The organism is Streptomyces sp. OR43, assembly GCF_008042275.1.
Classification (GTDB): Bacteria; Actinomycetota; Actinomycetes; order Streptomycetales; family Streptomycetaceae; genus Streptomyces.
Genome location: NZ_RDBK01000022.1, coordinates 392,892 through 418,941, shown reverse-complemented (window position 1 = coordinate 418,941; position 26,050 = coordinate 392,892). Strand labels below are relative to the sequence as shown.

23 protein-coding genes are annotated in these 26,050 nt (G+C 71.5%); 10 read left to right on the top strand and 13 right to left on the bottom strand.

Going from position 1 to position 26,050, the window contains the following annotated elements:
- The first annotated feature begins 6 nt into the window (after positions 1-6).
- Complete coding sequence (gene trxA / locus EAO72_RS11715; protein ID WP_148017196.1) at positions 7-378, top strand: thioredoxin; 372 nt, start codon at positions 7-9, stop codon at positions 376-378.
- A gap of 85 nt (positions 379-463) precedes the next feature.
- Here trxA and EAO72_RS11710 read toward each other — a convergent pair whose 3' ends face one another.
- A complete protein-coding gene (locus EAO72_RS11710; RefSeq protein ID WP_148017241.1) occupies positions 464-703 on the bottom strand; it encodes a hypothetical protein in 240 nt (79 codons plus the stop codon).
- Positions 704-1,081: 378 nt separating this feature from the next.
- Complete coding sequence (locus tag EAO72_RS11705) at positions 1,082-2,104, bottom strand: LacI family DNA-binding transcriptional regulator (RefSeq protein WP_148017195.1); 1,023 nt, start codon at positions 2,102-2,104, stop codon at positions 1,082-1,084.
- A 178-nt stretch (positions 2,105-2,282) separates the two neighbouring features.
- Here EAO72_RS11705 and EAO72_RS11700 point away from each other — a divergent pair, with 178 nt between their 5' ends.
- Positions 2,283-2,750, top strand: coding sequence for a type II toxin-antitoxin system PemK/MazF family toxin (locus EAO72_RS11700; RefSeq protein WP_148017194.1), 468 nt, complete (start codon positions 2,283-2,285; stop codon positions 2,748-2,750).
- Between the two features lie 136 nt (positions 2,751-2,886).
- Here EAO72_RS11700 and EAO72_RS11695 read toward each other — a convergent pair whose 3' ends face one another.
- Entirely contained in the window at positions 2,887-3,729 is an 843-nt protein-coding gene (locus tag EAO72_RS11695) for a TIGR02452 family protein (RefSeq protein ID WP_148017193.1), read from the bottom strand.
- A gap of 147 nt (positions 3,730-3,876) precedes the next feature.
- Here EAO72_RS11695 and egtA point away from each other — a divergent pair, with 147 nt between their 5' ends.
- Genes egtA through egtD form a run of 4 tightly spaced genes read left to right on the top strand, consistent with a single transcriptional unit; the run spans position 3,877 to position 8,253 of the window.
- Entirely contained in the window at positions 3,877-5,193 is a 1,317-nt protein-coding gene (gene egtA / locus EAO72_RS11690; protein WP_148017192.1) for an ergothioneine biosynthesis glutamate--cysteine ligase EgtA, read from the top strand.
- The gene (gene egtB, locus EAO72_RS11685) at positions 5,190-6,539 is read left to right on the top strand and encodes an ergothioneine biosynthesis protein EgtB (RefSeq protein WP_148017191.1); all 1,350 of its coding nucleotides are present in this window, start codon (positions 5,190-5,192) and stop codon (positions 6,537-6,539) included. Before egtA ends, egtB begins: the two co-directional genes overlap by 4 nt.
- Entirely contained in the window at positions 6,539-7,294 is a 756-nt protein-coding gene (egtC, locus tag EAO72_RS11680; protein ID WP_148017190.1) for an ergothioneine biosynthesis protein EgtC, read from the top strand. The genes egtB and egtC overlap by 1 nt, the downstream gene beginning before the upstream one ends.
- Complete coding sequence (gene egtD / locus EAO72_RS11675) at positions 7,291-8,253, top strand: L-histidine N(alpha)-methyltransferase (RefSeq protein WP_148017189.1); 963 nt, start codon at positions 7,291-7,293, stop codon at positions 8,251-8,253. The genes egtC and egtD overlap by 4 nt, the downstream gene beginning before the upstream one ends.
- Here egtD and EAO72_RS11670 read toward each other — a convergent pair.
- The 3 genes from EAO72_RS11670 to EAO72_RS11660 form a co-directional block, all read right to left on the bottom strand.
- The gene (locus EAO72_RS11670) at positions 8,196-9,041 is read right to left on the bottom strand and encodes a lysophospholipid acyltransferase family protein (RefSeq protein WP_148017188.1); all 846 of its coding nucleotides are present in this window, start codon (positions 9,039-9,041) and stop codon (positions 8,196-8,198) included. The two genes, egtD and EAO72_RS11670, sit on opposite strands and share 58 nt — an antisense overlap.
- Entirely contained in the window at positions 9,038-9,844 is an 807-nt protein-coding gene (locus EAO72_RS11665; RefSeq protein ID WP_148017187.1) for a GNAT family N-acetyltransferase, read from the bottom strand. Before EAO72_RS11665 ends, EAO72_RS11670 begins: the two co-directional genes overlap by 4 nt.
- 367 nt (positions 9,845-10,211) lie before the next feature.
- Positions 10,212-11,468 (bottom strand): extracellular solute-binding protein, encoded by a 1,257-nt coding sequence (locus EAO72_RS11660; RefSeq protein ID WP_148017186.1) that lies wholly within the window; start codon positions 11,466-11,468, stop codon positions 10,212-10,214.
- Positions 11,469-11,670: 202 nt separating this feature from the next.
- Here EAO72_RS11660 and EAO72_RS11655 point away from each other — a divergent pair, with 202 nt between their 5' ends.
- On the top strand, positions 11,671-11,886 hold the full coding sequence (locus tag EAO72_RS11655; RefSeq protein WP_148017185.1) for a dodecin: 216 nt from the start codon (positions 11,671-11,673) through the stop codon (positions 11,884-11,886).
- A gap of 15 nt (positions 11,887-11,901) precedes the next feature.
- Here the strand turns inward: EAO72_RS11655 and EAO72_RS11650 are convergent, their stop codons facing one another.
- On the bottom strand, positions 11,902-12,393 hold the full coding sequence (locus EAO72_RS11650; protein WP_148017184.1) for a phosphatase domain-containing protein: 492 nt from the start codon (positions 12,391-12,393) through the stop codon (positions 11,902-11,904).
- Positions 12,394-12,505: 112 nt separating this feature from the next.
- Here EAO72_RS11650 and EAO72_RS11645 point away from each other — a divergent pair, with 112 nt between their 5' ends.
- Positions 12,506-14,929: an excinuclease ABC subunit UvrA gene (locus tag EAO72_RS11645; protein WP_148017183.1), complete on the top strand. Its 2,424-nt coding sequence runs from the start codon at positions 12,506-12,508 to the stop codon at positions 14,927-14,929.
- A gap of 162 nt (positions 14,930-15,091) precedes the next feature.
- The gene (locus tag EAO72_RS11640) at positions 15,092-16,858 is read left to right on the top strand and encodes a glycosyl hydrolase family 18 protein (protein ID WP_187285009.1); all 1,767 of its coding nucleotides are present in this window, start codon (positions 15,092-15,094) and stop codon (positions 16,856-16,858) included.
- A 74-nt stretch (positions 16,859-16,932) separates the two neighbouring features.
- On the opposite strand, the gene EAO72_RS11635 is transcribed toward EAO72_RS11640, so the two are convergent.
- Genes EAO72_RS11635 through EAO72_RS11625 form a run of 3 tightly spaced genes read right to left on the bottom strand, consistent with a single transcriptional unit; the run spans position 16,933 to position 20,334 of the window.
- Entirely contained in the window at positions 16,933-17,679 is a 747-nt protein-coding gene (locus EAO72_RS11635) for a succinate dehydrogenase/fumarate reductase iron-sulfur subunit (RefSeq protein ID WP_148017182.1), read from the bottom strand.
- Positions 17,676-19,625, bottom strand: coding sequence for a fumarate reductase/succinate dehydrogenase flavoprotein subunit (locus EAO72_RS11630; protein WP_148017181.1), 1,950 nt, complete (start codon positions 19,623-19,625; stop codon positions 17,676-17,678). Before EAO72_RS11630 ends, EAO72_RS11635 begins: the two co-directional genes overlap by 4 nt.
- A 1-nt stretch (position 19,626) precedes the next feature.
- Positions 19,627-20,334, bottom strand: a complete 708-nt coding sequence (locus EAO72_RS11625; protein ID WP_148017180.1) for a succinate dehydrogenase — start codon at positions 20,332-20,334, stop codon at positions 19,627-19,629.
- Positions 20,335-20,429: 95 nt separating this feature from the next.
- Between EAO72_RS11625 and EAO72_RS11620 the strand changes: the two genes are divergently transcribed.
- Entirely contained in the window at positions 20,430-21,347 is a 918-nt protein-coding gene (locus EAO72_RS11620) for a LysR family transcriptional regulator (RefSeq protein WP_148017179.1), read from the top strand.
- A 33-nt stretch (positions 21,348-21,380) separates the two neighbouring features.
- On the opposite strand, the gene EAO72_RS11615 is transcribed toward EAO72_RS11620, so the two are convergent.
- The 3 genes from EAO72_RS11615 to EAO72_RS11605 all read right to left on the bottom strand — a co-directional run bounded on the left by EAO72_RS11615 (position 21,381) and on the right by EAO72_RS11605 (position 25,541).
- On the bottom strand, positions 21,381-23,555 hold the full coding sequence (locus EAO72_RS11615) for a putative bifunctional diguanylate cyclase/phosphodiesterase (RefSeq protein WP_148017178.1): 2,175 nt from the start codon (positions 23,553-23,555) through the stop codon (positions 21,381-21,383).
- The gene (locus EAO72_RS11610) at positions 23,552-24,370 is read right to left on the bottom strand and encodes an SAM-dependent methyltransferase (protein WP_148017177.1); all 819 of its coding nucleotides are present in this window, start codon (positions 24,368-24,370) and stop codon (positions 23,552-23,554) included. The genes EAO72_RS11615 and EAO72_RS11610 overlap by 4 nt, the downstream gene beginning before the upstream one ends.
- A gap of 211 nt (positions 24,371-24,581) precedes the next feature.
- On the bottom strand, positions 24,582-25,541 hold the full coding sequence (locus tag EAO72_RS11605) for an SCO0930 family lipoprotein (protein WP_148017176.1): 960 nt from the start codon (positions 25,539-25,541) through the stop codon (positions 24,582-24,584).
- Positions 25,542-26,050: the final 509 nt, after the last annotated feature.

Genomic DNA, 26,050 nt, shown 5'->3' with positions numbered 1-26,050 from the left:
CAGAGCATGAGCACCGTAGAGCTCACCAAGGAAAACTTCGATCAGGTCGTCAGTGAGAACGAGTTCGTCCTGATCGACTTCTGGGCTTCCTGGTGCGGCCCCTGCCGGCAGTTCGCGCCGGTCTACGACTCGGCGTCCGAGCGTCACGCGGACCTGGTCTTCGCCAAGGTGGACACGGAGGCGCAGCAGGAGCTGGCGGCCGCGTTCGAGATCCGGTCCATCCCGACGCTGATGATCGTCCGGGACAACGTGGCTGTCTTCTCGCAGCCGGGCGCACTGCCCGAGGCGGCGCTGGAGGACGTGATCGGCCAGGCCAGGAAGCTGGACATGGACGAGGTCCGCAAGTCCATCGAGGACCAGCAGAAGGAGCAGAAGTAGGCTGCGCCTCCCGCGCGCGCAGGCGTCGGGGCCCGGCCGGTGACGGCCGGGCCCTGAGCGCCGTTCTGCCGGGAGCCCGGCGGCCTCAGCCGTCCGTTTCGCGCTCCGAGACCCGGACCGAGAGCCCGTAGTCCAGCTCCGATCCGTCGATGAGCAGCGCCTGGACGGTGTGCGTCGCCGGGTCGATGTCCGCCACCATGCCCTCGCCGGCGTACCGCGGGTAGCCCGACTCGCCCGTCTCCCCCGTGGCGGTCACCACCGCCGAGCGGATGGCCGCGCCGGGGCGGGGGCTTCCGACGGCGTGGCTGCCGGAGTGCTCCGCCATCACGTCGTCGGTCTCCTGGTCCTCGGCGCCCTGGTCATCGGTGTCCTGGTCCTCGGCGGCCGTGTCATGCGCGTCCGCCGCTTCCTGCGCGCCCGCCGCTACCTGCGCTTCCTTTGCGCCCGCCGCTTCAGGCGTGTCCTTCGCTTCCTTCTTGTCCTTCGCGTCCCTGGTGTCCCCCGTGTCCTGATCCTCGGCGTCCGCGTCTCGGGGACCGGAACCGCCGGCGTCGGATGCCTTCGTCCCGGCTCCCTCGACCGCCGTGCCCTTGACGTCGGCGAACGCGGGGACCAGCAGGATCTCGTAACTCTGCGGATGACTCATGGTCATGACGCTAGGCAAGGGGCGTCCGCCGCGCATGTTGCCGCGCTGGAGGCCGGTTCAGCTGGACTCGCGGTGGACCGTCCGGGCCCGCAGCAGGTCGTGCCGTTCCGGTTCCGTCCCGGGGTGGCGCACCAGCCGGTCGACGAGGTCGGCCAGCGGCTGCACCGTGGCCAGTTCCATCCGTACGCTGCTGAGCCTGGGCCTCAGCAGCCTGCCGAGCATCGAGTCGTCCGCACCGACCACCGCGGTGTCCTCGGGCACCTGGATCCCGGCGTCCTGGAAGGCACGCATCAGCAGCATCGCGTAGGCGTCGTCGTACGCGAACACGGCGTCCAGACCGCGTGTGCGCCAGTGGCCGGCCAGGGCGGCCGCAGACTCCTCCGTGTAGTGCAGCGGCAGCTCCTCGATCCTGGCCCGGCCGGCCGCGCCGGCCCGCCGGGCACCGGCCAGTCTGGGGCCTGCGAGCAGGGCGGGACCGGTTTCCGCCGGCATCACCACGCCGATCCGGCGCCGGCCGCGCTCCAGCAGATGCCGGACGGCGCTGGCGCCGACCTCCCGCTGATCGGTGATCAGCGCGTGGGCGCCGGGAACCGGTTGCGGTCCGAGGGTGATCACCGCTTTCGCGCCGGAGCGCCGCAGGACGACGATGCCCCGCGGGGCGAGGGGGACCGAACCGGGCGCGATGACGGCCACGGGCCGCAGTTCCGCCCAGGCGCGGGCGGCGTCGTCCGGGTCGAGGCCGATGGAGCCGTACTGGACGACGGTGTAGTCGAGGCGTCGCAGGCCGGATTCCAGCCCGTGCAGGAAGCGGTGGTGCAGCGGCGTGGAGGGAAGGTGCGAGGTCGGCAGGAGCACCATGCGCGAGTGTCCGGCGCGCAGGCTCCGGGCGGCCGCATGCGGGACGTAGCCGAGCTCGGTGGCGGCCTCCCGCACGCGGCGGCGGGTCGGATCGCTGATCCTCACGGCCGTGTTGTTGTTCAGCACGTACGACACGGTGGCCCGCGAGACACCCGCCAGCCGCGCCACGTCGGCGCTGGTCGGGACGGGGCCTTCGGCGGGCTGCTCGGTTAACTGACTCATGGCGTCGGGCAGTCTTCCAGACCCGTTCGGCACGGAAACGCGCCGGGGCCCTGACCGGCTGTCAGCCTCGGGCCGGGGTCCGGACCGCGCCGGAAGGAACGGGGTACGGGTCGTGTTCCGCGGCCCGTACGGCGGACCCGCTCCACGCGAGGGACCGTGCGGGTCCTACGGTGTTGCGATGACCATCCAGCACCGCAGCGACAGCAATGACGGCACGGCCGCCTTCCCCGGCCAGGCCGGCCCCACCGCCACTTCCCAGGCCGACCCGCACGACGTGGGTCCGGTCCGTACCTCGTACGCCCCCGACCGCGACGGCGACCCCGATCCCGGCGAGATCGTCTGGACCTGGGTGCCGTTCGAGGAGAACGACGGGCGCGGCAAGGACCGTCCGGTTCTCGTCGTCGCCCGTGAGGCGGCGGGCACGCTGCTCGCCGTGCAGCTGTCCAGCAAGCAGCACGACCGGGACCGGGAGTGGGTGGCACTGGGAGCGGGGCCCTGGGACAGCTCGGGCCGTTCGTCGTGGGTCGACCTGGACCGGGTGCTGCGGGTACACGAGGACGGCATGCGGCGTGAGGCGTGCGCCCTGGACCGGGACAGGTTCGACCTGGTCGTCGAGCGGATGCGGGAGCGCTACGGCTGGCGCTGAGCGGCGGCCTCCGCGCCCGTGACGGCTGTGGCTCATCGGTGCGGCTGTGGCTCATCGGTGCGGCCGTGGCGGGCGCGCCCGACCCGAACGGTCCAGCCACGACGAGCCCGCTGACGTCGAACCCTATGGCTCAACGTCAGCCTGAGGGTTGACCTTCGGGGACGAACGCACGGTCGAACGCGGCCCGGGTGGGCGAATCGGCGTTGCGGTCGAGGATGCCGAAGACGATCTGCTCGAAGTGGCCCGCGAACCGGCCGTCGCCGGTGAGCAGCGTGCGGAAGGCCCCCGCCACCTCTGCCGGGTCGTTCCGGAACACGCCGCATCCCCAGGCGCCCAGCACGAGCCTGCGGTAGCCCCGTACCGCCGCGACCTCCAGCACCCTCTCGGCGCGCGAGGCGAGCGCGGCGGGGATGAGGTGGGCCTGTTCCGGGGTCCGGCTGCGGATCACTCCTGCGTTGGGGGCGGGCGAGGTGAGGAATCCCGCCGTGTACGGGGTGTCCAGCAGCCGGCCGCGGTCGTCCCGGAAGACGGGCACGCCCGGTGAGTGGATGACCCGGTCGGTGTAGAAGGCGCTGCGTTCGGCCCGGTGGTGGGCGTAGTACTCGGGGGCCCGCAGCAGCGTCGCGTACAGGGCGGAGCCACGGCACAGGGCCTCCTCCTGCGCCTGTGCCCCGTTGAGATAGCCGCCGCCGGGATTGCGGGCGGAGGCGTAGTTCAGGACGGCGATCCTGCCCGGTCCCTCGCCGGTCATCCGGGCGGCCGCCTGGAGGCTGCTCTCGCCGGTGACCTCGATGCGCGGGGTCCGGTTCACGTCCAGTGCCGCGACGTGCGGCGGCTCGGGGCCGTACAGCCCGGTACCCGAGAGGGCGGCGGTCAGCGCACGTTCGATGCTGACCTCGCGGCCCTGTGGTGTGCGGTAGTGACCCGCCTCGACGATGGTCTCGGTCTCTCGCGCGATGGCGCGCAGCCGGGCGCTCACCGGCCCTCCCCCTTATGGTGCATACGGGGCATCGTCAACGGCCCCACGGCATGGACGCAAGTGAATTTCCGTCGCACGGGGGCACCCTTGTGCGAACTCCCGGCAGGGGTTTGGGTAGGACGGTCGCACCGGAACAGGAGGCCCGGCATGTCAACCGACACACCTGGCGCACACGGTCCGCCCGGACAGGCCACGCCCATCGGCGAGGGCGAGGCGGAGGATTTACTGCGCTGTATCTGCTTCAAGACAGGACCGCCCCGCATCGTGGGGGTCGAGCTCGAGTGGCTCCTCCACGATCGTGACCGGCCTCACGTGCCTGTCGCGCACCACCGTCTCGACGCGGCCGCGAAGGCCGTCGGGGCGCTGCCCCTGAACGCGGCGCTCACGTTCGAACCCGGCGGCCAGCTGGAGCTCAGCTCGCGCCCCGCCGACTCGCTCATGGCCTGCGTCAACGACACGGCCGCCGATCTTGTCGCCGTGCGCGACACGCTGGGCCGGCTGGGCCTCGCTCCGGCCGGGTTCGGCGTCGACCCCTGGCATCCGCCGCGCCGGCTGCTGCACCAGCCGCGCTACGACGCCATGGAGATCGCACTCGACCGGTCGGGCCCCGCGGGCCGCGCCATGATGTGCACGACCGCTTCTGTCCAGGTCTGTCTGGACGCCGGAGAGGAGGAGCCGGGACCGCTCGGATACGGGCGGCGCTGGCAGCTGTCCCATCTGCTGGGCGCGGTCCTGGTAGCCGCGTTCGCCAACTCGCCGTTCCGGCTGGGGAAGCCCGCGCCGTGGCGCTCGGCGCGCCAGTCGCTGTGGGCCGACCTCGATCCGCTGCGCACCCTGGCCCCGGCCGGGCAGTTGCCGCCCCGGGACGCCTGGGCGGCCCATGTGCTCGACACGCCCGTGCTGTGCATCAGGAGCGACGCGGGGCCCTGGGCCGTACCCGAGGGGCTCACCTTCCGTGACTGGATCCGTCGCGGGGAACCGCGCCGTCCCGTCCGGGCCGATCTCGACTACCACATCACCACGCTCTTCCCGCCGGTACGGCCGCGCGGACATCTGGAGCTGCGCATGATCGACGCGCAGCCCGGCGACGACGGCTGGCTCGTCCCGCTCGCCGTCACCACGGCCCTGTTCGACGACCCGGAGGCCGCCGAGACCGTGTACCGCACCGTCAAACCCCTGTCCGAGACGGCGGGCCCGCTGGCCGCGCCGCGCAATCCGCTCTGGGCCGGAGCCGCCCGCGACGGGCTGAGCGATCCGGAGCTGCGGGCGGCGGCGGTCACCTGCTTCGACCTCGCGCTGGAGGCGCTGCCGCGCAGGGGAGCGACGGAGCCGGTACTGGAGGCGGTGGCCGCCTTCCGGGACCGCTATGTCGCCCGGGGCCGATGTCCCGCCGACGACCTGCGGGACCTGCTCACCACGGACCGGCACCTCGGTCCGGTCCACCCGAAGGGGACCCTCTCATGACCGATTCCCCCGCACCCTCGCCGTACGGCCCGCAGGGCCCGGCCGGTCAGGATCCCGAGGCGCTCCGGGAGCGCGCGCTGGCCGCGCTGCTCGCCGCCCGCGAGCGGACCGGGATCCTGACCGACAGCGTGGACGACCACGAACTCACCGCGCAGCACTCCCCGTTGATGTCTCCCCTGGTCTGGGACCTGGCGCACATCGGCAACCAGGAAGAACTGTGGCTACTGCGCGGCGTCGCGGGCCGCGAGGCCATGCGCCCCGAGATCGACGGTCTCTACGACGCGTTCGAGCACCCCCGGGCCACCCGGCCCTCCCTGCCGCTGCTGGCGCCCGCCGAGGCCCGCTCCTACGCCTCGGAGGTACGCGGCCGGGCCCTGGACGTCCTGGAGTCGACGCCCTTGGGCGACCGGCCGCTGGTGCGGTCCGGTTTCGTCTTCGGGATGATCGCCCAGCACGAACAGCAGCACGACGAGACCATGCTGATCACGCATCAGCTTCGCTCGGGCCCCGCCGTACTGACCGCCCCGGAACCGCCGCGGGCGGCCGGCGCGGCCGCCTTGGCTCCGGAAGTCCTGGTCCCCGGCGGCCCGTTCACCATGGGCACGTCCACCGAGCCATGGGCACTCGACAACGAACGGCCCGCGCACCGGCGTGAGGTGCCCGGATTCTTCATCGACACCGCACCGGTGACCTGCGGCGCCTACCGGGCGTTCATCGAGGACGGCGGTTACACACAGCGGCGGTGGTGGCAGCCCGAGGGCTGGGCGATGGTGCGTGAGCACGAGCTGACGGCCCCGCTGTTCTGGCACCGGGACGCCGGGCAGTGGCTGCGCCGCCGCTTCGGCGTGACCGAGCCGGTCCCGGCGGACGAGCCGGTGCTGCACGTCAGCTGGTACGAGGCGGACGCGTACGCCCGCTGGGCCGGCCGCAGACTGCCCACCGAGGCGGAGTGGGAGAAGGCGGCCCGCCACGACCCCGCTTCCGGGCGCTCCCGCCGCTATCCATGGGGCGACGATGACCCGGCACCGGAGCGCGCCAACCTCGGGCAGCGCCATCTGCGTCCCGCACCGGCGGGGGCGTACCCGGCCGGGCGAGCGCCTTCGGGCGCGGGACAGCTGATCGGCGATGTGTGGGAGTGGACGTCGAGCGACTTCCTCCCGTATCCGGGCTTCGCGCCGTTCCCGTACCGCGAGTACTCGGAGGTGTTCTTCGGCCCGGAGCACAAGGTGCTGCGCGGTGGCTCGTTCGCGGTGGACGCGGTGGCGTGCCGGGGGACCTTCCGCAACTGGGACCTTCCGGTGCGGCGCCAGATCTTCTCCGGATTCCGTACCGCCAGGGATCTCTGATGTGCCGTCATATTGCCTACGTGGGCCCGCCGATAGCCCTGGGTGCCGTGCTGACCCAGCCGGCGCACTCGCTGGTACGGCAGTCCTGGGAGCCGCGCCGGCAGCGGTACGGAACCGTCAACGCGGACGGTTTCGGTGTCGGCTGGTACGCGGACGGGGACCCGGAGCCGGGACGTTACCGCCGCCAGGGACCCGTCTGGGGCGACCAGACGTTCGCCGATCTGGCCCGGGTGGTGCGCAGCGGAGCCCTGCTCGCCGCGGTCCGGGACGCCACCGCGGCGGACCCGGACGGCGAGGCGGCGGCCGCGCCGTTCCGCGGCGGCGGGGTGCTGTTCAGCCACAACGGCGCGCTGAAGGGCTGGCCCGGATCCGTGGCACCGCTGGCGGCGGCGCTGCCCCCGGCCGAGTTGCTCCGCCTCACCGCCCGCTGTGACTCCGCGCTGGTCTGGGCCCTGATACAGCACCGCCTGACGGCCGGCGACACGCTCCCGGAGGCGGTCGCCGCCACCGTGGTGGAGGTCGCCGGGGCGGCCCCCGGATCCCGGCTCAACCTGCTGCTCACCGACGGCCGCACCATCGTGGCGACCGCGTGGGGCGACACCCTCTGGTACCTGGCCGAGCCCGGCGGGCACGCGGTCGTCGCCTCGGAGCCGTACGACGACGATCCGCGCTGGCAGGAGGCCCCCGACCGCACACTGCTGACCGCGACCCGCGCCGAAGTCCTGCTGACCACGCTCAAGGAGCCCACCCAGTGAGTCCCTTTCTGCTGACCCGTACCCTGCCGGTGGACGCGACGGACGCGGCGCTGCGCGCCGATGTGCTGCACGGTCTGACCCGGCAACCGAAGACGCTGCCGCCGAAGTGGTTCTACGACGCCCGCGGCAGTGAGCTGTTCGAGGAGATCACCCGGCTGCCCGAGTACTACCCGACGCGCGCGGAGCGGGAGATCCTGATCGACCGGGCGGCCGAGATCGCGGCCGCCTCCGGTGCCCGGACGCTCGTGGAGCTGGGATCGGGTTCCTCCGAGAAGACGAGGCACCTGCTGGACGCGCTCGCGGGCCTGCACAGTTACGTTCCGGTCGACGTGAGCGAGAGCGCGCTGCGCGGTGCGGCGGACGTTCTCCTCAAGGAGCGTCCGGAACTGTCGGTGCACGCGCTGATCGCCGACTTCACCGCGGAACTGTCCCTGCCGGACACTCCGGGCCCCCGGCTGGTGGCCTTCCTCGGCGGCACCATCGGCAATCTGCTGCCCGCCGAGCGGGCCGCGTTCCTGTCGTCGGTGCGGTCGATGCTGTCCCCCGGTGACACGTTGCTGCTGGGGACGGATCTGGTGAAGGAGGAGAAGGTGCTGGTCGCGGCGTACGACGACGCGGCCGGGGTGACGGCCGCCTTCAACCGGAACGTCCTGTCGGTCGTCGACCGGGAGCTGGGTGCGGACTTCGCGCCGGACGACTTCGAGCACGTCGCCCGGTGGAACCCGCGGGAGGAGTGGATCGAGATGCGGTTGCGGGCCCGCCGGGCGCTCACGGTGAAGATCCCGGAACTGGATCTGCTGGTGCCGTTCGAGGACGGTGAGGAGATGCGGACGGAGGTGTCGGCGAAGTTCCGCAAGGACGGGGTGCGCGAGGAACTCGCCGCTGCGGACCTTCGGCTGAGTCAGTGGTGGACCGATGCGGCAGGCAGGTTCGCGCTGTCGCTGGCCACCGTGGACTGAGCCAGCCCGGCCAGTGCGCGGCGGCCGTGGACGCGGCCCGCCGGGATCGGCGGCAGGACGTGGATCTCGGCGGTCAGCCCGGCCGCCCGCACCACCCGCCACAGGGAGGCGGCCAGCGGATCGTCCCCCACGAAAGCGGCGGCTCCCGCCGGGGCCCGGCGCCCCTCGGGCGTGCCGAGGTAGCGGATGCGCACCGGTTGGACGGCGGCTCCGGCGTCGATCGCCGCCTGGAAGGCCGCGGGCCGGAACCGGCCGCCCGGCCCGCGGCCGCACCAGGTGCTGCCTTCCGGGAAGACCACGACGCGCGCCCCGCTCCGCAGCGCCGATGCCAGGGCGTGGACGGTCGCGGGCAGGGCGCGCAGCCGTTCGCGCTCGACGAAGAGGGTGCCGCCGAGCGCGGCCAGCGGCCCGAGCAGCGGCCAGTTCCTGATGTCGCTCTTGGCCAGCATCCGGCCGGGGCACACCGTCGCGACCAGGGGGATGTCCAGCCACGAGACGTGGTTGGCGACGACCAGGACCCCCGGCCCGCCCCGGTGGCCGTCCGGCCGGCCGACGACGCGCACCCGGATCCCGAAGGCGCGGACCACCCCGTGCGCCCATCCCCGGGTCAGCCGCTCGCGGGCTGCCCGGCCCAGCAGCAGGGCGAGCGGGGTGCACAGCGCGCCGGTGAGGGTGAGCGCGCAGCCGGCGAGCAGCAGGGCCGTCGCCGTGACCGGGTGCCGGCCGGGGCCGTCGTGGGTGGCGCAGCCGGGCGGGGTGCAGGGCGAGACGGGCAGCCAGGCGCTCACTGCTGGGGGGCGRGCGAGAGGAAGTGGCGCAGGTAGCGGGGGTCCGTGGCGCGGAGGGAGAGCAGGACGTACAGGTCGGCGGCGTTGAACTCGGGGTCGTGGGCGGGTGCCCCGCAGACGCGGGCGCCGAGACGCAGATAGCCGCGCAGCAGGGGCGGGAGCGAGGCGAGTCCTCCGGGGCCGTCCGGGAGCCCGGCCGGGGCCTGCCACAGTCGGTGCGGCGCGACCCAGTAGTCCTCGGGCGCCAGGTGCTTCGTCCGTACGGTCTCCCAGGCCCGGGCGGCCGCCACCCCGCCGTCGGAGAGCGGGATCGAGCAGCAGCCCGCCAGCCAGTTGTGGCCGCCGCGCTCCATGTAGCGGGCGAGGCCTGCCCAGATCAGGGCGATGACGGCGCCGTCGCGGTGGGCGGGGTGGACGCAGGAGCGGCCGACCTCGACCAGGTCGTCCCGGACCGGTTCGAGGCGGGTGAGGTCGAACTCGCTCTCGGCGTAGAGGCGTCCGGCGATGCGCGCGCGTTCGGGCGGCAGCAGCCGGTAAGTGGCGACGATCTCGCCGGTCGACGTCTCCCGGACCAGGAGGTGGTCGCAGTACGCGTCGAACGCATCGCTGTCCAGGCCCGGTTCGGGTCCGTCCAGCCGGGCGCCGAACTCGGCGGAGAAGACCTGGTGGCGCAGGCGCTGGGCGGCGCGTATCTCCGCCTGGTCCATGGCGAGGGAGACCCGGTAGCGCGGCGGGGCGGCGGGGCCGGGCTGCTGTACCGGGACGGACGGGGTGAGAGGGGAGGCGGTGGGCAGCACATGCATGACGGACTCCGGGGACGGGTCGGCAGGGGCGGCTGCCGGGCCTTCGCGCGGCCGCGAGGACCCGGACCCTCCTACTTCTTCCGTGACCGGCTGGATTCGACGTGTCCGCCATGGGGAGCGGGGATGTGCGACGGCTGAATCCCGCGCTGCGCGACGGCCCCGGCCTCCCCCGCGAAGCCGTGCGCCGGCCGAAACCGTGCCGCGCGAGGGGCCGCGCCCCTCCCGCGCCGAGGCCGTGCGACGGCCGAATCTCCGTGCGCCCCGCGAAAGCCCGCCCTCCCCCGGCGAAGCCGTGCGACGGCCCAATCTCCCTGCGCCGCGCGAAGGCCCCGCCCTCCCCCGCCGAGGCCGTGCGACGGCTTCCCTGTCAGCTGCCGGCGAGCAGCGCGGTGATCTTCTCGGACGCGGTCTTCGCCGCGGTCGCCGGGTCCCCGCCCTGGAGGACCGCCGTCATGTACGGCTTGATCGGGTTGGCGGCCTCGACGGCGGCCCACTGCGACGAGTTGGGGGTCGCGTGGCCCCGTGCCGCGCCGGCGGCCATCGCGGCGGTGCTCTCCTCACCCTCGATGACGTGGGCCAGGGACGTCTTGTTGGGCACGTAGCTCATGGCCTTGGCGAGTTCCTCCTGCCATTTCGCCCCGGCCAGTGCCTTGATGACCTCGAATCCCGCGCTGCGCTGGTCCGCCTTCTGCGGAATGATCAGGTCGGAGCCGCCGGTGAACACGGAACCGGGCGCCTTCGCGGTCTTTCCGGGTATCGGGAAGTAGCCCAGCTTTCCCTTGAGTTCCGGGTTGGCCTTCTCGATCAGGGTGGCGCTGCTGGGGGTGGAGATGATCTGCGCGACATCACCCTTGGCGAACACATCGCTCTGCGGGGGCTTTTCCTCGTCCGCGTCCTTGGGACCGTTACCCAGTGCCTGGAGTTCGGAATAGAAGTCCATGCCCTTCAGCGCAGCCGGAGTGCCGAGCCGGCCCTGCCAGTCCCCGCCGTTGTCGTCGGCGAGTTCACCGCCCTCGTCCCAGATGAATCCGGCGAGCACGTACCAGTTCTGGCCCGGCAGATACATGCCCTGGTTGCCGTTCCGGTTCAGCTTCTCGCTGTCCTCGATCCACTGCTCGCGCGTCTTCGGCGGACTCTTGATCCCCGCGTCCTCGAACAGGTCCTTGTTGTAGATCACCACCCGGTTGGCCGCGTACCAGGGAATTCCGTACTGGACGCCGCCGATGCTGCCCGGCTCGGCGAGGCCGGGGAGCCAGTCCTCGCTGCCCAGGTCACGCATGGACTCCAGGGTGAGGTCGCGCAGGTTGCCGCTCTCCGCGTACTGGGCGACCTGGGTGTTGCCGACCTCGATGACGTCCGGCGTGTCCTTGCCGCCCAGCGCTTCGAGAACCTTCGGCCCGATTCCGCTCCAGCTCTGAATCTTGAACTCCAGTTCGATCGAGGAGTGCTCGTCCTCGTACGACTCCTTGAAGCGGTCCAGGAAGTCGCTGGTGACGCTGTCCTTCATCAGCCAGATGGTGACCTTCTTGCCGCCCGAACCACCCGAGCCCGGGATCATTCCGCACCCGCCCAGCGCGACAGTGGATATCAGGGCAATGGCTCCGACGAGCATGCGGTTCTTCACGGGGGTCACCTTCTGCGAAACGGCAGGACAGTCTTGCGGACCCGGTGTGGGGGACTGCGGGCTGCGCTCGCACGGGCGTGGCTGGATTTTGGTATGGACCAATACTTTGGTCAAGGGCGGTTCCGGACAGACCGAAGCCACGCGATCTCTCGCGAACCTCACCGAGGTGGGGCACCTTGGTAAGGGCGAGAGGAGACACACCATGTCAAACCACACGTATCGCGTCACGGAGATCGTAGGAACCTCCCATGACGGCGTGGACGCGGCAATCCGCAACGGCGTCGCAAGAGCTTCCGAAACGTTGCACAATCTCGACTGGTTCGAGATCACCCAGGTGCGCGGACAGATCAAAGACGGCCAGATCGAGCACTACCAGGTCGGCCTGAAAGTGGGCTTCCGGCTCGACGACCCGGAGTGACGACTCCGGCCCCGGTCAGGTGCGCCCCTCGCGCTCCTGCGCGTCCCTCAGGGCGGGCGAGGCGATCGCCCAGCGGGCGCGCACCACCGTGAATCCGGCCAGTTCGGCGGCGTCGCAGACGAGTTCGTCGTCGTCCACCAGCATCCGCACCGCGCGGTCCCGGCCAAGGCGCCGCAGGGTCTCCACTTTGGTCCTGCGGGCCGGCCGCCGGTCGTCGTTGCGCCGCATGTGGAGCGGTCCCCCGGGAAGCCCCTGCCGGGCCAGCCAGGCCACGGTGTCCTTCCGGCAGCGCTCCGGCCGCCCCGTGAGGTAGACGACCTCGCACTCCTCGGCGCTGCTCACGGCGAGCCGCACGCCTTCGGGCAGCGGCGGGTCGGCGGGGGCGGCGGCGAAGAAGCCGGCCCAGTCGCGCCGGGGGCCCTCCAGGAAGTGCTGGCGGTGGGCGGTGTCCGCGAGGGTGCCGTCCAGGTCGAACACGGCCAGCGGTCGGGCGTCGTCGTCTCTCATGCGCCCAGCCAACCAAGGGATGGCGGCCCTCGGCCACACGGCACGGGCCCGACGCCTAGAATCGAACCGTTTGTCCCGGTCAGCCTGTTCGAACCGTACGGAGCCCCACCCCATGCCCACCCCCCACGATCCGTACGTCAGGGTTCGCGGCGCTCGCGAGCACAATCTGCAAGACGTACGGGTCGACATCCCGCGCGACACCCTCACCGTGTTCACGGGCGTGTCCGGGTCCGGGAAGTCCTCGCTGGCCTTCGGGACGATCTACGCGGAGGCCCAGCGCCGCTACTTCGAGTCCGTCGCGCCCTACGCCCGGCGGCTCATCCACCAGGTGGGCGCACCGAAGGTCGGCGAGATCACCGGGCTCCCGCCGGCGGTCTCGCTGGAACAGCGCCGGTCGGCGCCGGGTGCGCGGTCGTCCGTCGGCACGGTGACGACCCTGTCCAACTCCCTGCGGATGCTGTTCTCACGGGCCGGGGAGTATCCGCCGGGGGCGGAGCGACTGGACTCGGACGCCTTCTCGCCGAACACCGCCGCCGGGGCCTGCCCCGCATGCCACGGTCTCGGCCGGATCCACCGCACCACCGAGGAGCTCCTGGTCCCCGACCCCGGGTTGTCGGTCAGGGCCGGGGCGATCGCGGCCTGGCCGGGGGCGTGGCAGGGCAAGAACCTGCGCGATGTGCTGGACGCGCTGGGCTACGACATCGACCGGCCGTGGCGCGAACTCGATCCGGCCGACCGTGAGTGGATCCTGTTCACGGACGAGCAGCCGGTGGTCACGGTGCATCCCGTGCGCGACGCGGACCGGATCCAACGCCCTTACCAGGGCACGTACATGAGCGCACGGCGCTATGTGATGCACACGTTCGCCGACTCCCGGAGCCGCACGCTGCGGGCCAAGGCCGAACGCTTCCTGACGAGTGCGCCCTGCCCGGTCTGCGGCGGCAGCAGGCTGCGGCCGGAGGCCCTGGCGGTGACCTTCGCGGGCCGCACGATCGCGGAGCTGGCGGGCCTCGCGCTCACGGAGCTCGCCGAGGTGCTGTCGGCGGCGGGCGGGGACGACACCGCCCGGGTACTGACGGAGGACCTGCTGGCCCGGATCGGGACGGTCACCGAACTGGGGCTGGGCTATCTCAGCCTCGACCGCACGGCTCCGACGCTCTCGTCCGGGGAGCTCCAGCGGCTGCGGCTGGCCACCCAGCTCCGGTCGGGACTCTTCGGCGTCGTCTACGTCCTGGACGAGCCGTCGGCGGGGCTGCATCCGGCGGACACGGAGTCGCTGCTCGCGGTGCTCGGCCGGCTCAAGGAGGCCGGGAACACGGTGTTCGTCGTGGAGCACCAGATGGACGTGGTGCGGCAGGCGGACTGGCTCGTGGACGTGGGACCGCTGGCCGGTGAGCACGGCGGCCGGGTCCTGCACAGCGGGCCGCCGGCCGCTCTCGCCGACGTGGCGGAGTCGGCGACGCGGCGCTTCCTCTTCGACGACGCCCCCGCTCCCGTACGCGAGGCGCGCACGCCCTCGGGGTGGCTGCGGCTGCACGGGGTGAACCGGCACAACGTGCGCGAGGTGGACGCCGCGTTCCCGCTCGGGGTGTTCACCGCCGTCACCGGGGTCTCGGGCTCGGGGAAGTCGACGCTGGTGGGACAGGTGCTGGCGGGCGTGCTGGCGGACCGACAGGCCCCGGACGCCTCCGAGGACCGGATGGAGCGGCCGGCACCGGGCTGCGCCGCGGCGGAGGGGCTCGGGGCGGTGGACCGCCTGGTCCAGGTCGACCAGCGGCCCATCGGACGTACCCCGCGGTCCAACCTGGCCACGTACACCGGGCTGTTCGACGTCGTGCGCAAGCTGTTCGCCGCGACCGACATGGCGCGCGAGCGGGGCTACCGGGCCGGCCGGTTCTCCTTCAACGTGACGGGCGGGCGGTGCGAGACCTGCCAGGGCGAGGGGTTCGTCTCGGTGGAGCTGCTGTTCCTGCCCAGTACGTACGCGCCCTGCCCGGACTGCAACGGAGCGCGGTACAACCCGGAGACGCTCGACGTCACCCTGCGGGGGCTGAACATCGCTCAGGTGCTGGACCTCACCGTGGAGTCGGCGGCGGGTTTCTTCGCGGACACGCCCGCCGCCGGGCGCAGTCTGCGGACGCTGCTCGATGTGGGGCTCGGCTATCTGCGCCTCGGGCAGCCGGCGACGGAGCTGTCCGGCGGGGAGGCGCAGCGGATCAAGCTGGCCGCGGAACTGCAGCGGGCCCGGCGGGGCCACACCCTGTACCTGCTCGACGAGCCGACGACGGGGCTGCATCCCGCCGATGTCGAGGTGCTGATGCGGCAGTTGCACGGGCTGGTCGACGCGGGCAGCACCGTCGTGGTCGTGGAGCACGACATGGCCGTGGTGGCGGGCGCCGACTGGGTGATCGACCTCGGCCCGGGCGGCGGCGACCGGGGCGGCCGGATCGTGGCGGCCGGGCCGCCGGCGGAGGTGGCGCGGGCCGAGGACAGCCGCACGGCCGCGTACCTCCGGGCCGCTCTCCCCCGGGACTGACACCGACGCACACCAACTCGCCTGCACAAAAGGCGAGTTAAGCGTCAGGGCAGCGGCTGGACATGAAACAGTAAAGAACGTTGACAGTTACCTGGTCCAGACCAATCATGGGCATGCCTCACGGCAATCCGCCCGTTGTCCCACCCCGCTGGGAGCTCCCCCATGAGACGTCCAAGAACAGTCGGCGCCGTCCTCGGCGCCTTGGCCACCGTGGTCGCGTCCGCAGGCCTGGTCCTCGGATCAGGCGCCGGCGCGCAGGCCGCCGCGACCGCCGCCACTCCCCTGCCCGCGCACGTCTTCGCCCCGTACTTCGAGGCCTGGAACGGCGACAGCCCGGCCGCGCTCTCCCAGGCGTCCGGCGCCAAGTACCTGACCATGGCCTTCATCCAGACGCAGGCCCGCGGGTCCTGCACCCCCTACTGGAACGGCGATGCGGGCACACCCATCGCCTCGTCCGAGTTCGGCGCCGACTTCACCACCATCCGGTCGCGCGGCGGCGACGTGATCCCGTCGTTCGGCGGCTACGCGGCCGACAACGGCGGAACCGAGATCGCCGACAGCTGTACGAGCGTCGACTCCATCGCGGCGGCGTACGAGAAGGTCATCACGACCTATGACGTGTCCCGCCTCGACATGGACATCGAGGACAACTCGCTGGAGAACAGCGCCGGCATCGACCGCCGCAACAAGGCGATCAAGAAGGTCCAGGACTGGGCGGCCGCCAACGGCCGCTCGGTGCAGATCTCCTACACCCTGCCCACCACCACGAGCGGGCTGGCCGAGAGCGGCCTCGCGGTGCTGGAGAACGCCGTGTCCAACGGCGCGAAGGTCGACCTCGTGAACCTCATGACGTTCGACTACTACGACGGGGCCTCGCACAACATGGCGCAGGACACCCAGACGGCGATCACCGGCCTCAAGGGCCAGCTCGCCGGTCTGTATCCGTCGAAGACCGACGCCCAGCTCTGGGGCATGACCGGCATCATCGAGATGCCGGGCATCGACGACTACGGTCCGGCCGAGACGTTCACCACGGCCGATGCCACCCAGGTCTACAACTGGGCCGTCTCCAAGGGCGTCAGCACGCTGTCGTTCTGGGCGCTCCAGCGCGACAACGGCGGCTGCCCCGGCACCGGAGGCAGCGACACCTGCTCCGGCATCGCACAGGACACCTGGTACTTCAGCCACACGTTCGCCCCGTTCACGAGCGGCGGCAGCGGCCCGGTGACGGACGACTACTCGGTGGCCGTCACCCCGGCATCGGCGACGGTCGCACCGGGCGGTTCGGCCACGGCCACCGTGAAGACCGCGGTCACCTCGGGCAGCGCGAAGACCGTCGCGCTGACGACGAGCGGGGCACCGGCCGGAGTCACGGCGTCCCTCAGCCCGGCGTCGGTCACCGCGGGGGGCACGTCGACGCTGACGGTCAGCACCTCGGCGTCGGCCGCACCCGGCACGTACACCATCAACGTGACCGGCGCCTCGGGCACGCTGAGCCACTCGGCCCCGTACACCCTGACCGTCTCCGGCCCGGGCGGCGGCACCGGATCGCTGGTCAACGGCGGCTTCGAGACCGGCTCGCTCGGTCCCTGGACCTGTGAGTCCGGCGGCGCGGTCGTCTCCACGCCGGTGCACGGCGGTACGCACGCCCTCGCCGCCGCGGCCACCTCCTCGCAGACCGGCGAGTGCACCCAGACGCTCACCCTGGCCCCCAACACCAAGTACACACTTCAGGGTTGGGTGCAGGGGAACTACGGCTACCTCGGTGTCCGGGGCGGCGCGTCGGCCAGCACCTGGGGTTCGTCGAGCGGTTACGCCAAGCAGTCGGTGGCCTTCACCACCGGCACGAGCGGCACGGTGACCGTCTATCTGCACGGCTGGTACGGACAGGGCACGGTCTACGGGGACGATCTCTCCGTGACCTCCTGACCCTGCCGGAGGCGTAGCGGACTTCCCGGTCCCGGGGGCGGGCGGCCTCCGGGACCGGGAACCGGTACGAGCGCTCAGCGGTGGACCTTGCGGGTCGCCCGCAGCCACTCCTTGTTCATCGCGGAGATCGACGGCAGCGGAATGCCCTTCGGGCAGGCGGTGGCGCACTCACCGGTGAGGGTGCAGCCGCCGAAGCCCTCGCTGTCCATCTGGCCCACCATGTCCAGGACCCTGGTCTCGCGCTCCGGGGCGCCCTGCGGCAGGACGTTCAGGTGGTTGACCTTCGCCGAGGTGAACAGCATCGCCGAGCCGTTGGGGCAGGCCGCGACACAGGCGCCGCAGCCGATGCACTCGGCGTGCTCGAAGGCGAAGTCCGCGTCCGGCTTGGGCACGGGCGTCGCGTGCGCGTCGGGAGCCGTACCGGTCGGGGCGGAGATGTAGCCGCCGGCCTGGATGATCCGGTCGAACGCCGAGCGGTCCACGACGAGGTCCTTGACGACCGGGAAGGCCGAGGCGCGCCAGGGCTCGATGTCGATCGTGTCGCCGTCCTCGAAGGACCGCATGTGGAGCTGGCAGGTCGTGGTGCGTTCCGGGCCGTGGGCGTCGCCGTTGATGACGAGGCTGCACGCGCCGCAGATGCCCTCGCGGCAGTCGTGGTCGAAGGCGACGGGGTCGTCGCCGGCGAGGATGAGCTCCTCGTTGAGGGTGTCGAGCATCTCCAGGAACGACATGTCCTGCGAGATTCCGTCCACCTCGTAGGTGGACATGGCGCCGGGGGCACCGGCGTTCTTCTGGCGCCAGACGCGCAGGGTGAGCTTCATGCGTAGCTCCGCTGAGTGGGGTGGACGTACTCGAAGACGAGGTCTTCCTTGTGCAGGACGGGGGCCTCGCCCGTGGCGGCGAACTCCCAGGCCGCCGCGTACGAGAACTCCTCGTCACGGCGGGCGGCTTCGCCGTCCGCGGTCTGCGACTCCTCGCGGAAGTGGCCTCCGCAGGACTCCGCGCGGTGCAGGGCGTCGAGGCACATGAGCTCGGCGAGCTCCAGGTAGTCGACGACGCGGTTGGCCTTCTCCAGCGACTGGTTGAACTCGTCGCCCGTTCCCGGGACCTTGATGCGGCGCCAGAACTCCTCGCGGATCTGCGGGATCCGGCCGAGAGCCTTGCGCAGGCCCTCCTCGGTGCGGGCCATTCCGCAGTACTCCCACATGAGTTCACCGATCTCCCGGTGGAACGAGTCGGGAGTGCGGTCGCCGTCGACGGCCAGCAGCAGGTTGAGCCGGTCCTCGGTCTCGGCGACGACCTCCTCCACGGCGGGGTGGGAGGCGTCGACCTCGTCGTGGTGCGGGTTGCGGGCCAGGTAGTCGTTGATGGTCGACGGCAGGACGAAGTAGCCGTCGGCCAGACCCTGCATCAGCGCGGAGGCGCCGAGCCGGTTGGCCCCGTGGTCGGAGAAGTTGGCCTCGCCGATGGCGAACAGGCCCGGGATCGTGGTCTGGAGGTCGTAGTCGACCCAGAGCCCGCCCATCGTGTAGTGCACGGCCGGGTAGATCCGCATCGGGGTCTCGTACGGGTTCTCCGCGGTGATCTGCGCGTACATGTCGAAGAGGTTGCCGTACTTCTCCTCGACCTTGGCGCGGCCCATCCGCTCGATGGCCTCGGCGAAGTCCAGGTAGACGCCCTGGCCGCCCGGGCCGACGCCGCGACCCTCGTCGCAGACGTTCTTCGCGGCGCGGGAGGCGATGTCGCGGGGCACGAGGTTGCCGAAGGCGGGGTAGACGCGCTCCAGGTAGTAGTCGCGCTCGTCCTCGGGGATCTCGTTCGCCGGGCGGGTGTCGCCCTTGGCCTTCGGCACCCAGATGCGTCCGTCGTTGCGGAGCGACTCGCTCATCAGCGTCAGCTTGGACTGGTGCTCGCCGGTGCGCGGGATGCAGGTGGGGTGGATCTGGGTGAAACAGGGGTTGGCGAAGTACGCGCCGCGCCGGTGGGCGCGCCAGATGGCGGTGGCGTTGGAGTTCATGGCGTTCGTCGACAGGTAGAAGACGTTGCCGTAGCCGCCGCTGGCCAGCACGACCGCGTCGGCGAAGTACGTGTCGGTCTTCCCCGTGACCAGGTCGCGGGCGACGATGCCGCGGGCCTTGCCGTCGACGACGACCAGGTCGAGCATCTCGGTGCGGGGGTGCAGTTCGACGTTGCCCGCGGCGATCTGCCGGGAGAGCGCCTGGTAGGCGCCGAGGAGCAGTTGCTGTCCGGTCTGGCCGCGTGCGTAGAAGGTGCGGGAGACCTGGACACCGCCGAAGGAGCGGTTGTCGAGGAGGCCGCCGTACTCGCGGGCGAAGGGGACGCCCTGCGCGACGCACTGGTCGATGATCTCGACGGAGATCTGGGCCAGGCGGTGGACGTTGGACTCGCGGGCGCGGAAGTCGCCGCCCTTGACGGTGTCGTAGAAGAGCCGGTGGACCGAGTCGCCGTCGTTGCGGTAGTTCTTCGCCGCGTTGATGCCGCCCTGGGCCGCGACCGAGTGGGCCCGGCGAGGCGAGTCCTGGAAGCAGAACTGGACGACGTGGTAGCCCTGTTCGGCGAGCGTGGCGCCGGCCGAGCCGCCGGCCAGGCCGGTGCCGACGACGATGACGGTGTGCTTGCGGCGGTTGGCGGGGTTGACCAGCTTCGCCTCGAAGCGGCGGGTGTCCCAGCGCTCGGCGACGGGGCCGGCGGGCGCCTTGGTGTCGGTGACCGGTGCGCCGGTCGCGTAGTCCGTGTAGTCGTTCATGTCAGCTCACCACTCCGGTCATGACGGCGACGGGTACCGAGACGAAGCCGACGGTCAGCGCCAGTGCGAGGACGTTGGCGGTGGTCTTCAGAACGCGGTCGCGGGTCGCGCGGCCGGCGCCGAGGGTCTGCGCCGCGCTCCAGAACCCGTGCTGGACGTGCAGCCCCATGGCGAGCATGGCCACGATGTAGATGACGTTGCCGTACCAGGTGGAGAAGGTGTCGATGACGTTCTGGTACGGGTGCCCGGACTGGAATCCGCCCGAGTGCACGGTCCCGGTCGTCAGGTCCAGGATGTGCCAGACGATGAACAGCGCCATGATGATGCCGCCGTAGCGCATCGTGTTCGTGGCATAGCTCGCGCGCGGCTTCCTGTGCACGTACTTGCTGGGGCGCGCCCGCAGGTCGCGCCGGCTGAGCTGGTACGCGGAGACCGCGTGCAGGACCACCGCGGCGACCAGGACCACACGGACGATCCACAGCGCCCACTCGTGGTGCAGGAACGGCTCGCCCATCACGCGCAGCCAGTGCGCGTAGCCGTTGAACTCGTCGGACCCGAAGAAGATCTTCAGGTTGCCGACCATGTGGACGACCAGGTAGAGGAGCATGATCAGACCGCTCACGGCCATGATCGTCTTCTTGCCGACGGATGAGTCCCAGAGCGTGCGCGTCATGGACGGCCGTCGGTCCGTGCGGGTTGCCAATGCCATGAACACGACGCTAGGGCCGAATGCCCCGATCAGTCCAAGACATGGAGTACCTGATGTCCATAGGCACGCCCTATCGAGGGCGGTAGGCTGGGCGTATGCAGTTCCAGCAGCTCCTGTACTTCGTGGCGGTCGCCGAGGCCCGGCACTTCACCCGCGCCGCGGAGGAGGTGCACGTCTCGCAGCCCTCGCTCTCCCAGCAGATCAGGGCCCTGGAGACGGAGCTGGGCGCCGAACTCTTCAGCCGGGCCCGGGGAAACATCACGCTGACGGACGCGGGCGAGGCCCTGCTGCCGCTCGCCCGGCGCATCCTGGCCGACGCCGACACCGCACGTCACGAGGTCCAGGAGCTGGCCCAGCTGCGCCGCGGCCGGGTCAGACTGGGGGCGACGCCCAGCGTCTGCACGGGGCTGCTGCCCGATGTGCTGCGCGACTTCCACGACCTGCACCCGGGGATCCAGCTGCTGCTGGAGGAGGGCGGTTCGCACGACCTGGTACGGGAACTGGCGCGCGGTGCACTCGACCTGGCCCTCGTGGTGCTGCCGCTGCCCGCGGCCTCACCGGCGCTGACCACCGTCGAACTGCTCCAGGAGGATCTGGTGGTGGTCTCCTCGGCGGACGGCCCGCGGCCCGGCCGGGGCGGCACGGTCCGGATCGCGGATCTCCAGGGCGAGCCGCTGGTGATGTTCCGGCACGGATACGACCTGCGGGAGCTGACGGTCGCCGCCTGCCGCGCCGAGGGCTTCGAGCCGTCGTTCACGGTGGAGGGCGGCGAGATGGACGCTGTGCTCGGCTTCGTCCGGGCCGGCCTGGGGGTTGCGGTGGTGCCGAGCATGGTCGCCACCCGGGCCGGCCACGACCTGCGGACGACACCCCTCGCACGGCCGGGGCTGCGCCGCACGATCGCGCTGGCGCACCGCAGCGACGTGGCTCCGCCTCGGGCGGCGCGGGAACTGCAGCGGGTGCTGCTCGCCAGCCGGGCGGACGCCGTGCCGTCAGGGCCGTCCGGCGCTTGAGGACGGACCTGGGCGGCGCGGCGTCCGCCGGACTCACACCGCGTCGGCCAGCAGCAGGGAGTGGATCCGGTCCGGTGCGCCGGGGCGCGCGTAGTACCAGCCCTGGGCGGTGTCGCAGCCCAGCTGCCGCAGCTGCTCCGCCTGCGCCCTCGTCTCCACGCCCTCCACCGTCACGGCCAGGTCCAGGCTGTGCGCGAGCGACACGATCCCCTCGACGATCTTCAGGTCGACGGGGTCGGCCGGGTGGTGCTGCATCCCCTGGGTGAAGGACCGGTCCAGCTTCAGCACGCTCACCGGCAGCCGCCGCAGGTTCGCCAGGTTGGAGTACCCGGTGCCGAAGTCGTCGAGCGCTATGTCGACGCCCATCTCCGCGAGTTGCCGCAGCGGCTTCAGCAGGTCCTCGTCCGCCCCGATGAGGGCCGACTCGGTGACCTCCAGGCACAGCGCTCCCGCTTCGAGCCCGGAACGCTCCAGGACGTCGACGGTCTCCGCGACCAGCCGCGGGTGGTGCAGCTGGGCCGGTGAGAGGTTGACGTTGATCCGCAGCGGGCCGCCGTCGGTGTGCCGCTCCTGCCAGAAGTTGGCCTGGCGCACCGACTCCTCCAGCACCCAGCGGCCGAGCGGCACGATCAGCCCCGTGTGCTCGGCGAGTGCGATGAACCGGTCGGGCCCCAGCACCCCGTGCTGCGGGTGGCACCAGCGCACCAGGGCCTCCGCCCCGTGCACCGAACCGTCGTCCAGGTGGACCAGCGGCTGGTACTCGATGAAGAACTCACCGCGCTCCAGTGCCGCCGGCAGCGCCGTGGTCAGGCCGTGCCGGGTGATCGCGCGGGCGTCCGCCTCCGCGTCGGCGAGCTCGAAGCGGTTGCCGCCCGCGGACTTGGCCCGGTACATCGTGATGTCGGCGCTGCGCAGCACCTCCGCGGCACTGCGCTCACCGGCGGGCCCTTCGACGACCCCGATGGAGCCGCGGACGGTCAGCTCCCGCCCGTCGAGGCGGACCGGCGCGGCGAGTACGCTCAGCAGCCGGCAGGCCAGCTCGTCGACCTCCGACGCGGTGTCCGGTCCCGTGGTCAGCGCCACGAACTCGTCGCCGCCCAGGCGCGCCACCATCTCGCCGGGTGCGGTCGCGCAGCTCTGCAGCCGGTCCGCGACCTCGACGAGCAGCCGGTCGCCCGACGCGTGGCCCAGACTGTCGTTGATCGCCTTGAAGCCGTCCAGGTCCAGGTAGCAGAGGCCGAACCGGCTCCCGTCGCCCGCCGAGAGCGCCTTCTCCAGCCGCTCCAGGAAGAGCGTCCGGTTCGGCAGGCCGGTGAGCGCGTCGTGCGTGGCCTCGTACCGCAGCCGCAGGTTGAGGAGCCGGCGCTCGGTGGTGTCCTCCATCAGGGCCAGCTGGTACTCGGGCCGGCCCTCGGAGTCACGGAGCAGCGACACCGTCAGATTGGTCCACAGGACGGTGCCGTCGTTGCGGTAGTACGGCTTCTCGACCCGGTAGTGCTCGCGTTCGCCGCGGACCAGCTCGTTGTAGTACTTCCAGACCTGCGGGGTGTCCTCCGGATGGACCCACTCGTTGAGGCGGTGGCTCAGGACATGGTTTTCGAGACCGCCGAACATCCGGGTGAGGGTGTCGTTGATCTCCAGCAGGTTGCCGTCCAGGTCGGCGATACCGATGCCGATGGCCGCGTCCTTGAAGACGGCCCTGAAGCGCGCTTCCGTCGCGTGCAGCGCCTGTTCGGCATGGGAGCGTGCGGAGAGCGCCGAGCGGGCGATGGCCTCCTGCTCGGCGAGTGTCCGCTCGCGCAGTGCCTGGGAGAAGCCACCGGCGACCGCGTGCTGGATCCGCGCGCTGCGGGACCGGCTGTCCTCGGTCGAGAGCGTGACCGGTCCGTTGCTGCCGCAGTAGAGCACCAGATACGAGTCGACGACGCCGAGCGTGGAGCTGAGCGCGTCCGGGTCCGTGCAGTGCGCCGCGACGAGGGCCGTGCCCACCGCGCCCGCGGCTGCCGGGTCGAACGGGCGGGCGTGCAGGGTGTCACTGAGCGCGCGGGCCAGCGGCAGCAGATGCTGCTCGAACTCCGGCCGGGTCATGGAGGTGGCCGTCGACGGGAAGATCGCCCGGCTCCAGATCGTGGCGAATCTCCGGAGCCGGTCCTCGGGGCCGTCGGGCTCCGCGTCCGGGGCTCCGGACGCCTGGGCGGGAATGCTCACGCCTTGCGTCCCACTCCGGCGAAGCCCGCGAACGCGTACGGGTCCTCGTTGTCCTGCGCGCCGGAGGCCTCGGGACGCCAGAGCGGCATCGGAACCAGTCCGGGCTCGACCATCTCGTAGCCGTCGAAGAACCGGCCGACCTCATCGCGGGAGCGCATGACGAGCGGGTTACGGATGTTCTTGTACACCCCCACCGCGCCGCCGGCCTCCTCCTTCGTCACGGGAACCCCCTCGTACGAGGCGTGGGTGACGACCAGCAGGCTTCCCGGGGCCAGGATGTCGCGCAGCGCGGCGACGGCGGCCTGCGGGTCGTCGGCGTCCTCGATGAAGTGGAGGACGGCGACGAGCAGCAGCGCCACGGGGCGGTCCAGGTCGAGGAGCTTGGAGACCTCGGGGTGGTCGCGGATCTCCTCCGGCCGGCGCAGGTCGGCCGCGGCGATCACCGCGCGGTCGTTGCCTTCGAGAACGGCCTGACTGTGTGCGACAGCGACGGGATCATGATCGACGTAGGCCACTTTCGCCCGCGGGTCGAGCGCCTGCGCGACCTCGTGCACGTTTCCGAAGGTCGGTATCCCGGAGCCGATGTCCAGGAACTGCGTGACGCCCTCGTCGAGCGCGAAGCGTACGGCGCGCCGCATAAAGGCACGGTTCGCCTGCATGATCTTGGGAAGTCCCGGCATGAACTCCATGGCCTTGCGGGCCGCTTCCCGGTCCACCTCGAAATTGTGCGAGCCGCCCAGATAGAAGTCGTACATTCGGGACACGCTCGGCACCGAAATGTCAATGCCTTGCGGTGCCCAGGCGGGACGCTCCATCGATGTCTCCAACAGTCGCCTCGGGGATCCGGCCATGTTCATGGTCAGTATTGACCAGAGGCTACTGACCCACCGCCAGGAGAGCGAGCGGAAACGGAAATTAGCGGTCCGTTATTGGTCACACACCCGTGGCATGTGCAACCGTCCCGTCGCTGCCTGTGACATTCGGCGACGGGACGGCATGGGAGGGCACCGGAAGAGCGCGTGGGAACTACTTCGGCGCACCCGCCAACTTGGCCTGGGGAGAGACCGCGTACCAGGTGCCTCCGACCCCCTGGCCGTTGGTGTCACCGGGTTTGACGTCCCCGGAGAAGGTATAGAGGGGCCAGCAGTCGATGGCCTGCTGCTTGAGTCCGTCGGGCCGGTCGAAGGTGACGAAACCCTTCGTGGTGACGCCCTTCACCTCATTCTTCCCGACCGGCGCGACAACCGGCCACTTCGAGAGACAGGCGCCGGTGCAGGCGGACTTCATCGGCCACGCGACGTCCTTCTTGAACCGGTAGACCGTCATGCCGCGCCTGTCCACGACGATATCGCCGAGTTTCGGATCCTTGCGCACCGAGAGTCCCGCGAGGCCCGCCGGCTCCGCACCCGAGGGACCGTCCGCGTTCACCGCCGCCTTCTTGCCGTCCGGCGCCGCGGCGAACCAGGTTCCGCCCACTCCCTGCCCCAGCGCGTCGCCCGGACGGGTGTCCTCGGCATACCGGTACATCGGCCAGCCGGCCAGTGTGAGTTGCTGCGTTCCGTCGGCGCGGGTGACCTTCCCGACCGTGGCGGCGTCCGTTCCGGCGGCGGCCGTGACATTGCCCGCGGGCACCGGCGGCCAGGCTTTCGCACAGTCGCCTTCGCAATTCGACTTGGGCGGGCTCGCGGTGTCCTTGTCGAATCGGTAGAGCGTGAATCCCTCGCTGTCCGTCACGACTTTGCCGAGCTTCTTGCTGTCCCACACCGCGAGCTGACCCGCCTGCTTCGCCGACGCGGTCTCGGTCGTCGCGCCGGAGCCGTAGCCGCTGTCCGATCCATAGCTGTCGGCGGCCTGCCCGGCCGGACTCGCGTTGCCCACGTTCTGCCCGTCGGTGGACGCGCCGCCCTTGTCCTGACCGCACGCCGTCGTCAGCGCCAACAGGGCCGCCGCGGCGACCGCGAGCGAGGCGTTTCGCCAGGTGTTCATGTCAACTCCCGTGGAACTTCCGCCAGTTGCGACGCGGGTTCGCGCCGTTCATGGCAGTGGATACGGGCGCCGGGCCGCTTTTTGTTCAATGCGTACGCAGATTCTTCCGGAGCCTCAAACACCGAGTGCCTCAGGTCCCCTCCATCAGGCGAATCCCACGGCTGTCCGGCGTGCCCCGCCACGGCCCGGAACATGCTCCCCGTCGTGTACGGATCACTCATCGGCCGGCTCACCGCGGCCGTCGCACTCACCTGGCTGCTGACCGCCCCGACGCCCGCGCTGGCCGACAGCTGCGCGTACGCCTCGATCGGCGACGGTGACGGGGGTGCGGCGGTGGCCGAAAGCGGCAACGGCAGCTGTTTCGCGGGGCCGGTTCCGGAGCCCACGCCCCGGCCGGCTCCGAAACCCAAGCCCCCGCCTCCACCGCCGCACCCCCGTCACCGTCGCCGATCGAGGCGTACGCGCAGCTGTCGGCCAGCGCGGGCGTCGGGGCGGTCAGCAGCCAGGTG

What these genes read in the sequence shown, in the direction of transcription:
- EAO72_RS11710 (WP_148017241.1), bottom strand. Translation starts at nt 703, where the DNA reads ATGGCGGAGCACTCCGGCAGCCACGCCGTCGGAAGCCCCCGCCCCGGC.
- EAO72_RS11640 (WP_187285009.1), top strand. Translation starts at nt 15,092, where the DNA reads ATGAGACGTCCAAGAACAGTCGGCGCCGTCCTCGGCGCCTTGGCCACC.
- egtA (WP_148017192.1), top strand. Translation starts at nt 3,877, where the DNA reads ATGTCAACCGACACACCTGGCGCACACGGTCCGCCCGGACAGGCCACG.
- EAO72_RS11620 (WP_148017179.1), top strand. Translation starts at nt 20,430, where the DNA reads ATGCAGTTCCAGCAGCTCCTGTACTTCGTGGCGGTCGCCGAGGCCCGG.
- EAO72_RS11625 (WP_148017180.1), bottom strand. Translation starts at nt 20,334, where the DNA reads ATGGCATTGGCAACCCGCACGGACCGACGGCCGTCCATGACGCGCACG.
- EAO72_RS11700 (WP_148017194.1), top strand. Translation starts at nt 2,283, where the DNA reads ATGACCATCCAGCACCGCAGCGACAGCAATGACGGCACGGCCGCCTTC.
- egtB (WP_148017191.1), top strand. Translation starts at nt 5,190, where the DNA reads ATGACCGATTCCCCCGCACCCTCGCCGTACGGCCCGCAGGGCCCGGCC.
- EAO72_RS11655 (WP_148017185.1), top strand. Translation starts at nt 11,671, where the DNA reads ATGTCAAACCACACGTATCGCGTCACGGAGATCGTAGGAACCTCCCAT.
- EAO72_RS11705 (WP_148017195.1), bottom strand. Translation starts at nt 2,104, where the DNA reads ATGAGTCAGTTAACCGAGCAGCCCGCCGAAGGCCCCGTCCCGACCAGC.
- EAO72_RS11650 (WP_148017184.1), bottom strand. Translation starts at nt 12,393, where the DNA reads ATGAGAGACGACGACGCCCGACCGCTGGCCGTGTTCGACCTGGACGGC.
- EAO72_RS11610 (WP_148017177.1), bottom strand. Translation starts at nt 24,370, where the DNA reads ATGGAGCGTCCCGCCTGGGCACCGCAAGGCATTGACATTTCGGTGCCG.
- egtC (WP_148017190.1), top strand. Translation starts at nt 6,539, where the DNA reads ATGTGCCGTCATATTGCCTACGTGGGCCCGCCGATAGCCCTGGGTGCC.
- EAO72_RS11630 (WP_148017181.1), bottom strand. Translation starts at nt 19,625, where the DNA reads ATGAACGACTACACGGACTACGCGACCGGCGCACCGGTCACCGACACC.
- EAO72_RS11635 (WP_148017182.1), bottom strand. Translation starts at nt 17,679, where the DNA reads ATGAAGCTCACCCTGCGCGTCTGGCGCCAGAAGAACGCCGGTGCCCCC.
- EAO72_RS11605 (WP_148017176.1), bottom strand. Translation starts at nt 25,541, where the DNA reads ATGAACACCTGGCGAAACGCCTCGCTCGCGGTCGCCGCGGCGGCCCTG.
- EAO72_RS11645 (WP_148017183.1), top strand. Translation starts at nt 12,506, where the DNA reads ATGCCCACCCCCCACGATCCGTACGTCAGGGTTCGCGGCGCTCGCGAG.
- trxA (WP_148017196.1), top strand. Translation starts at nt 7, where the DNA reads ATGAGCACCGTAGAGCTCACCAAGGAAAACTTCGATCAGGTCGTCAGT.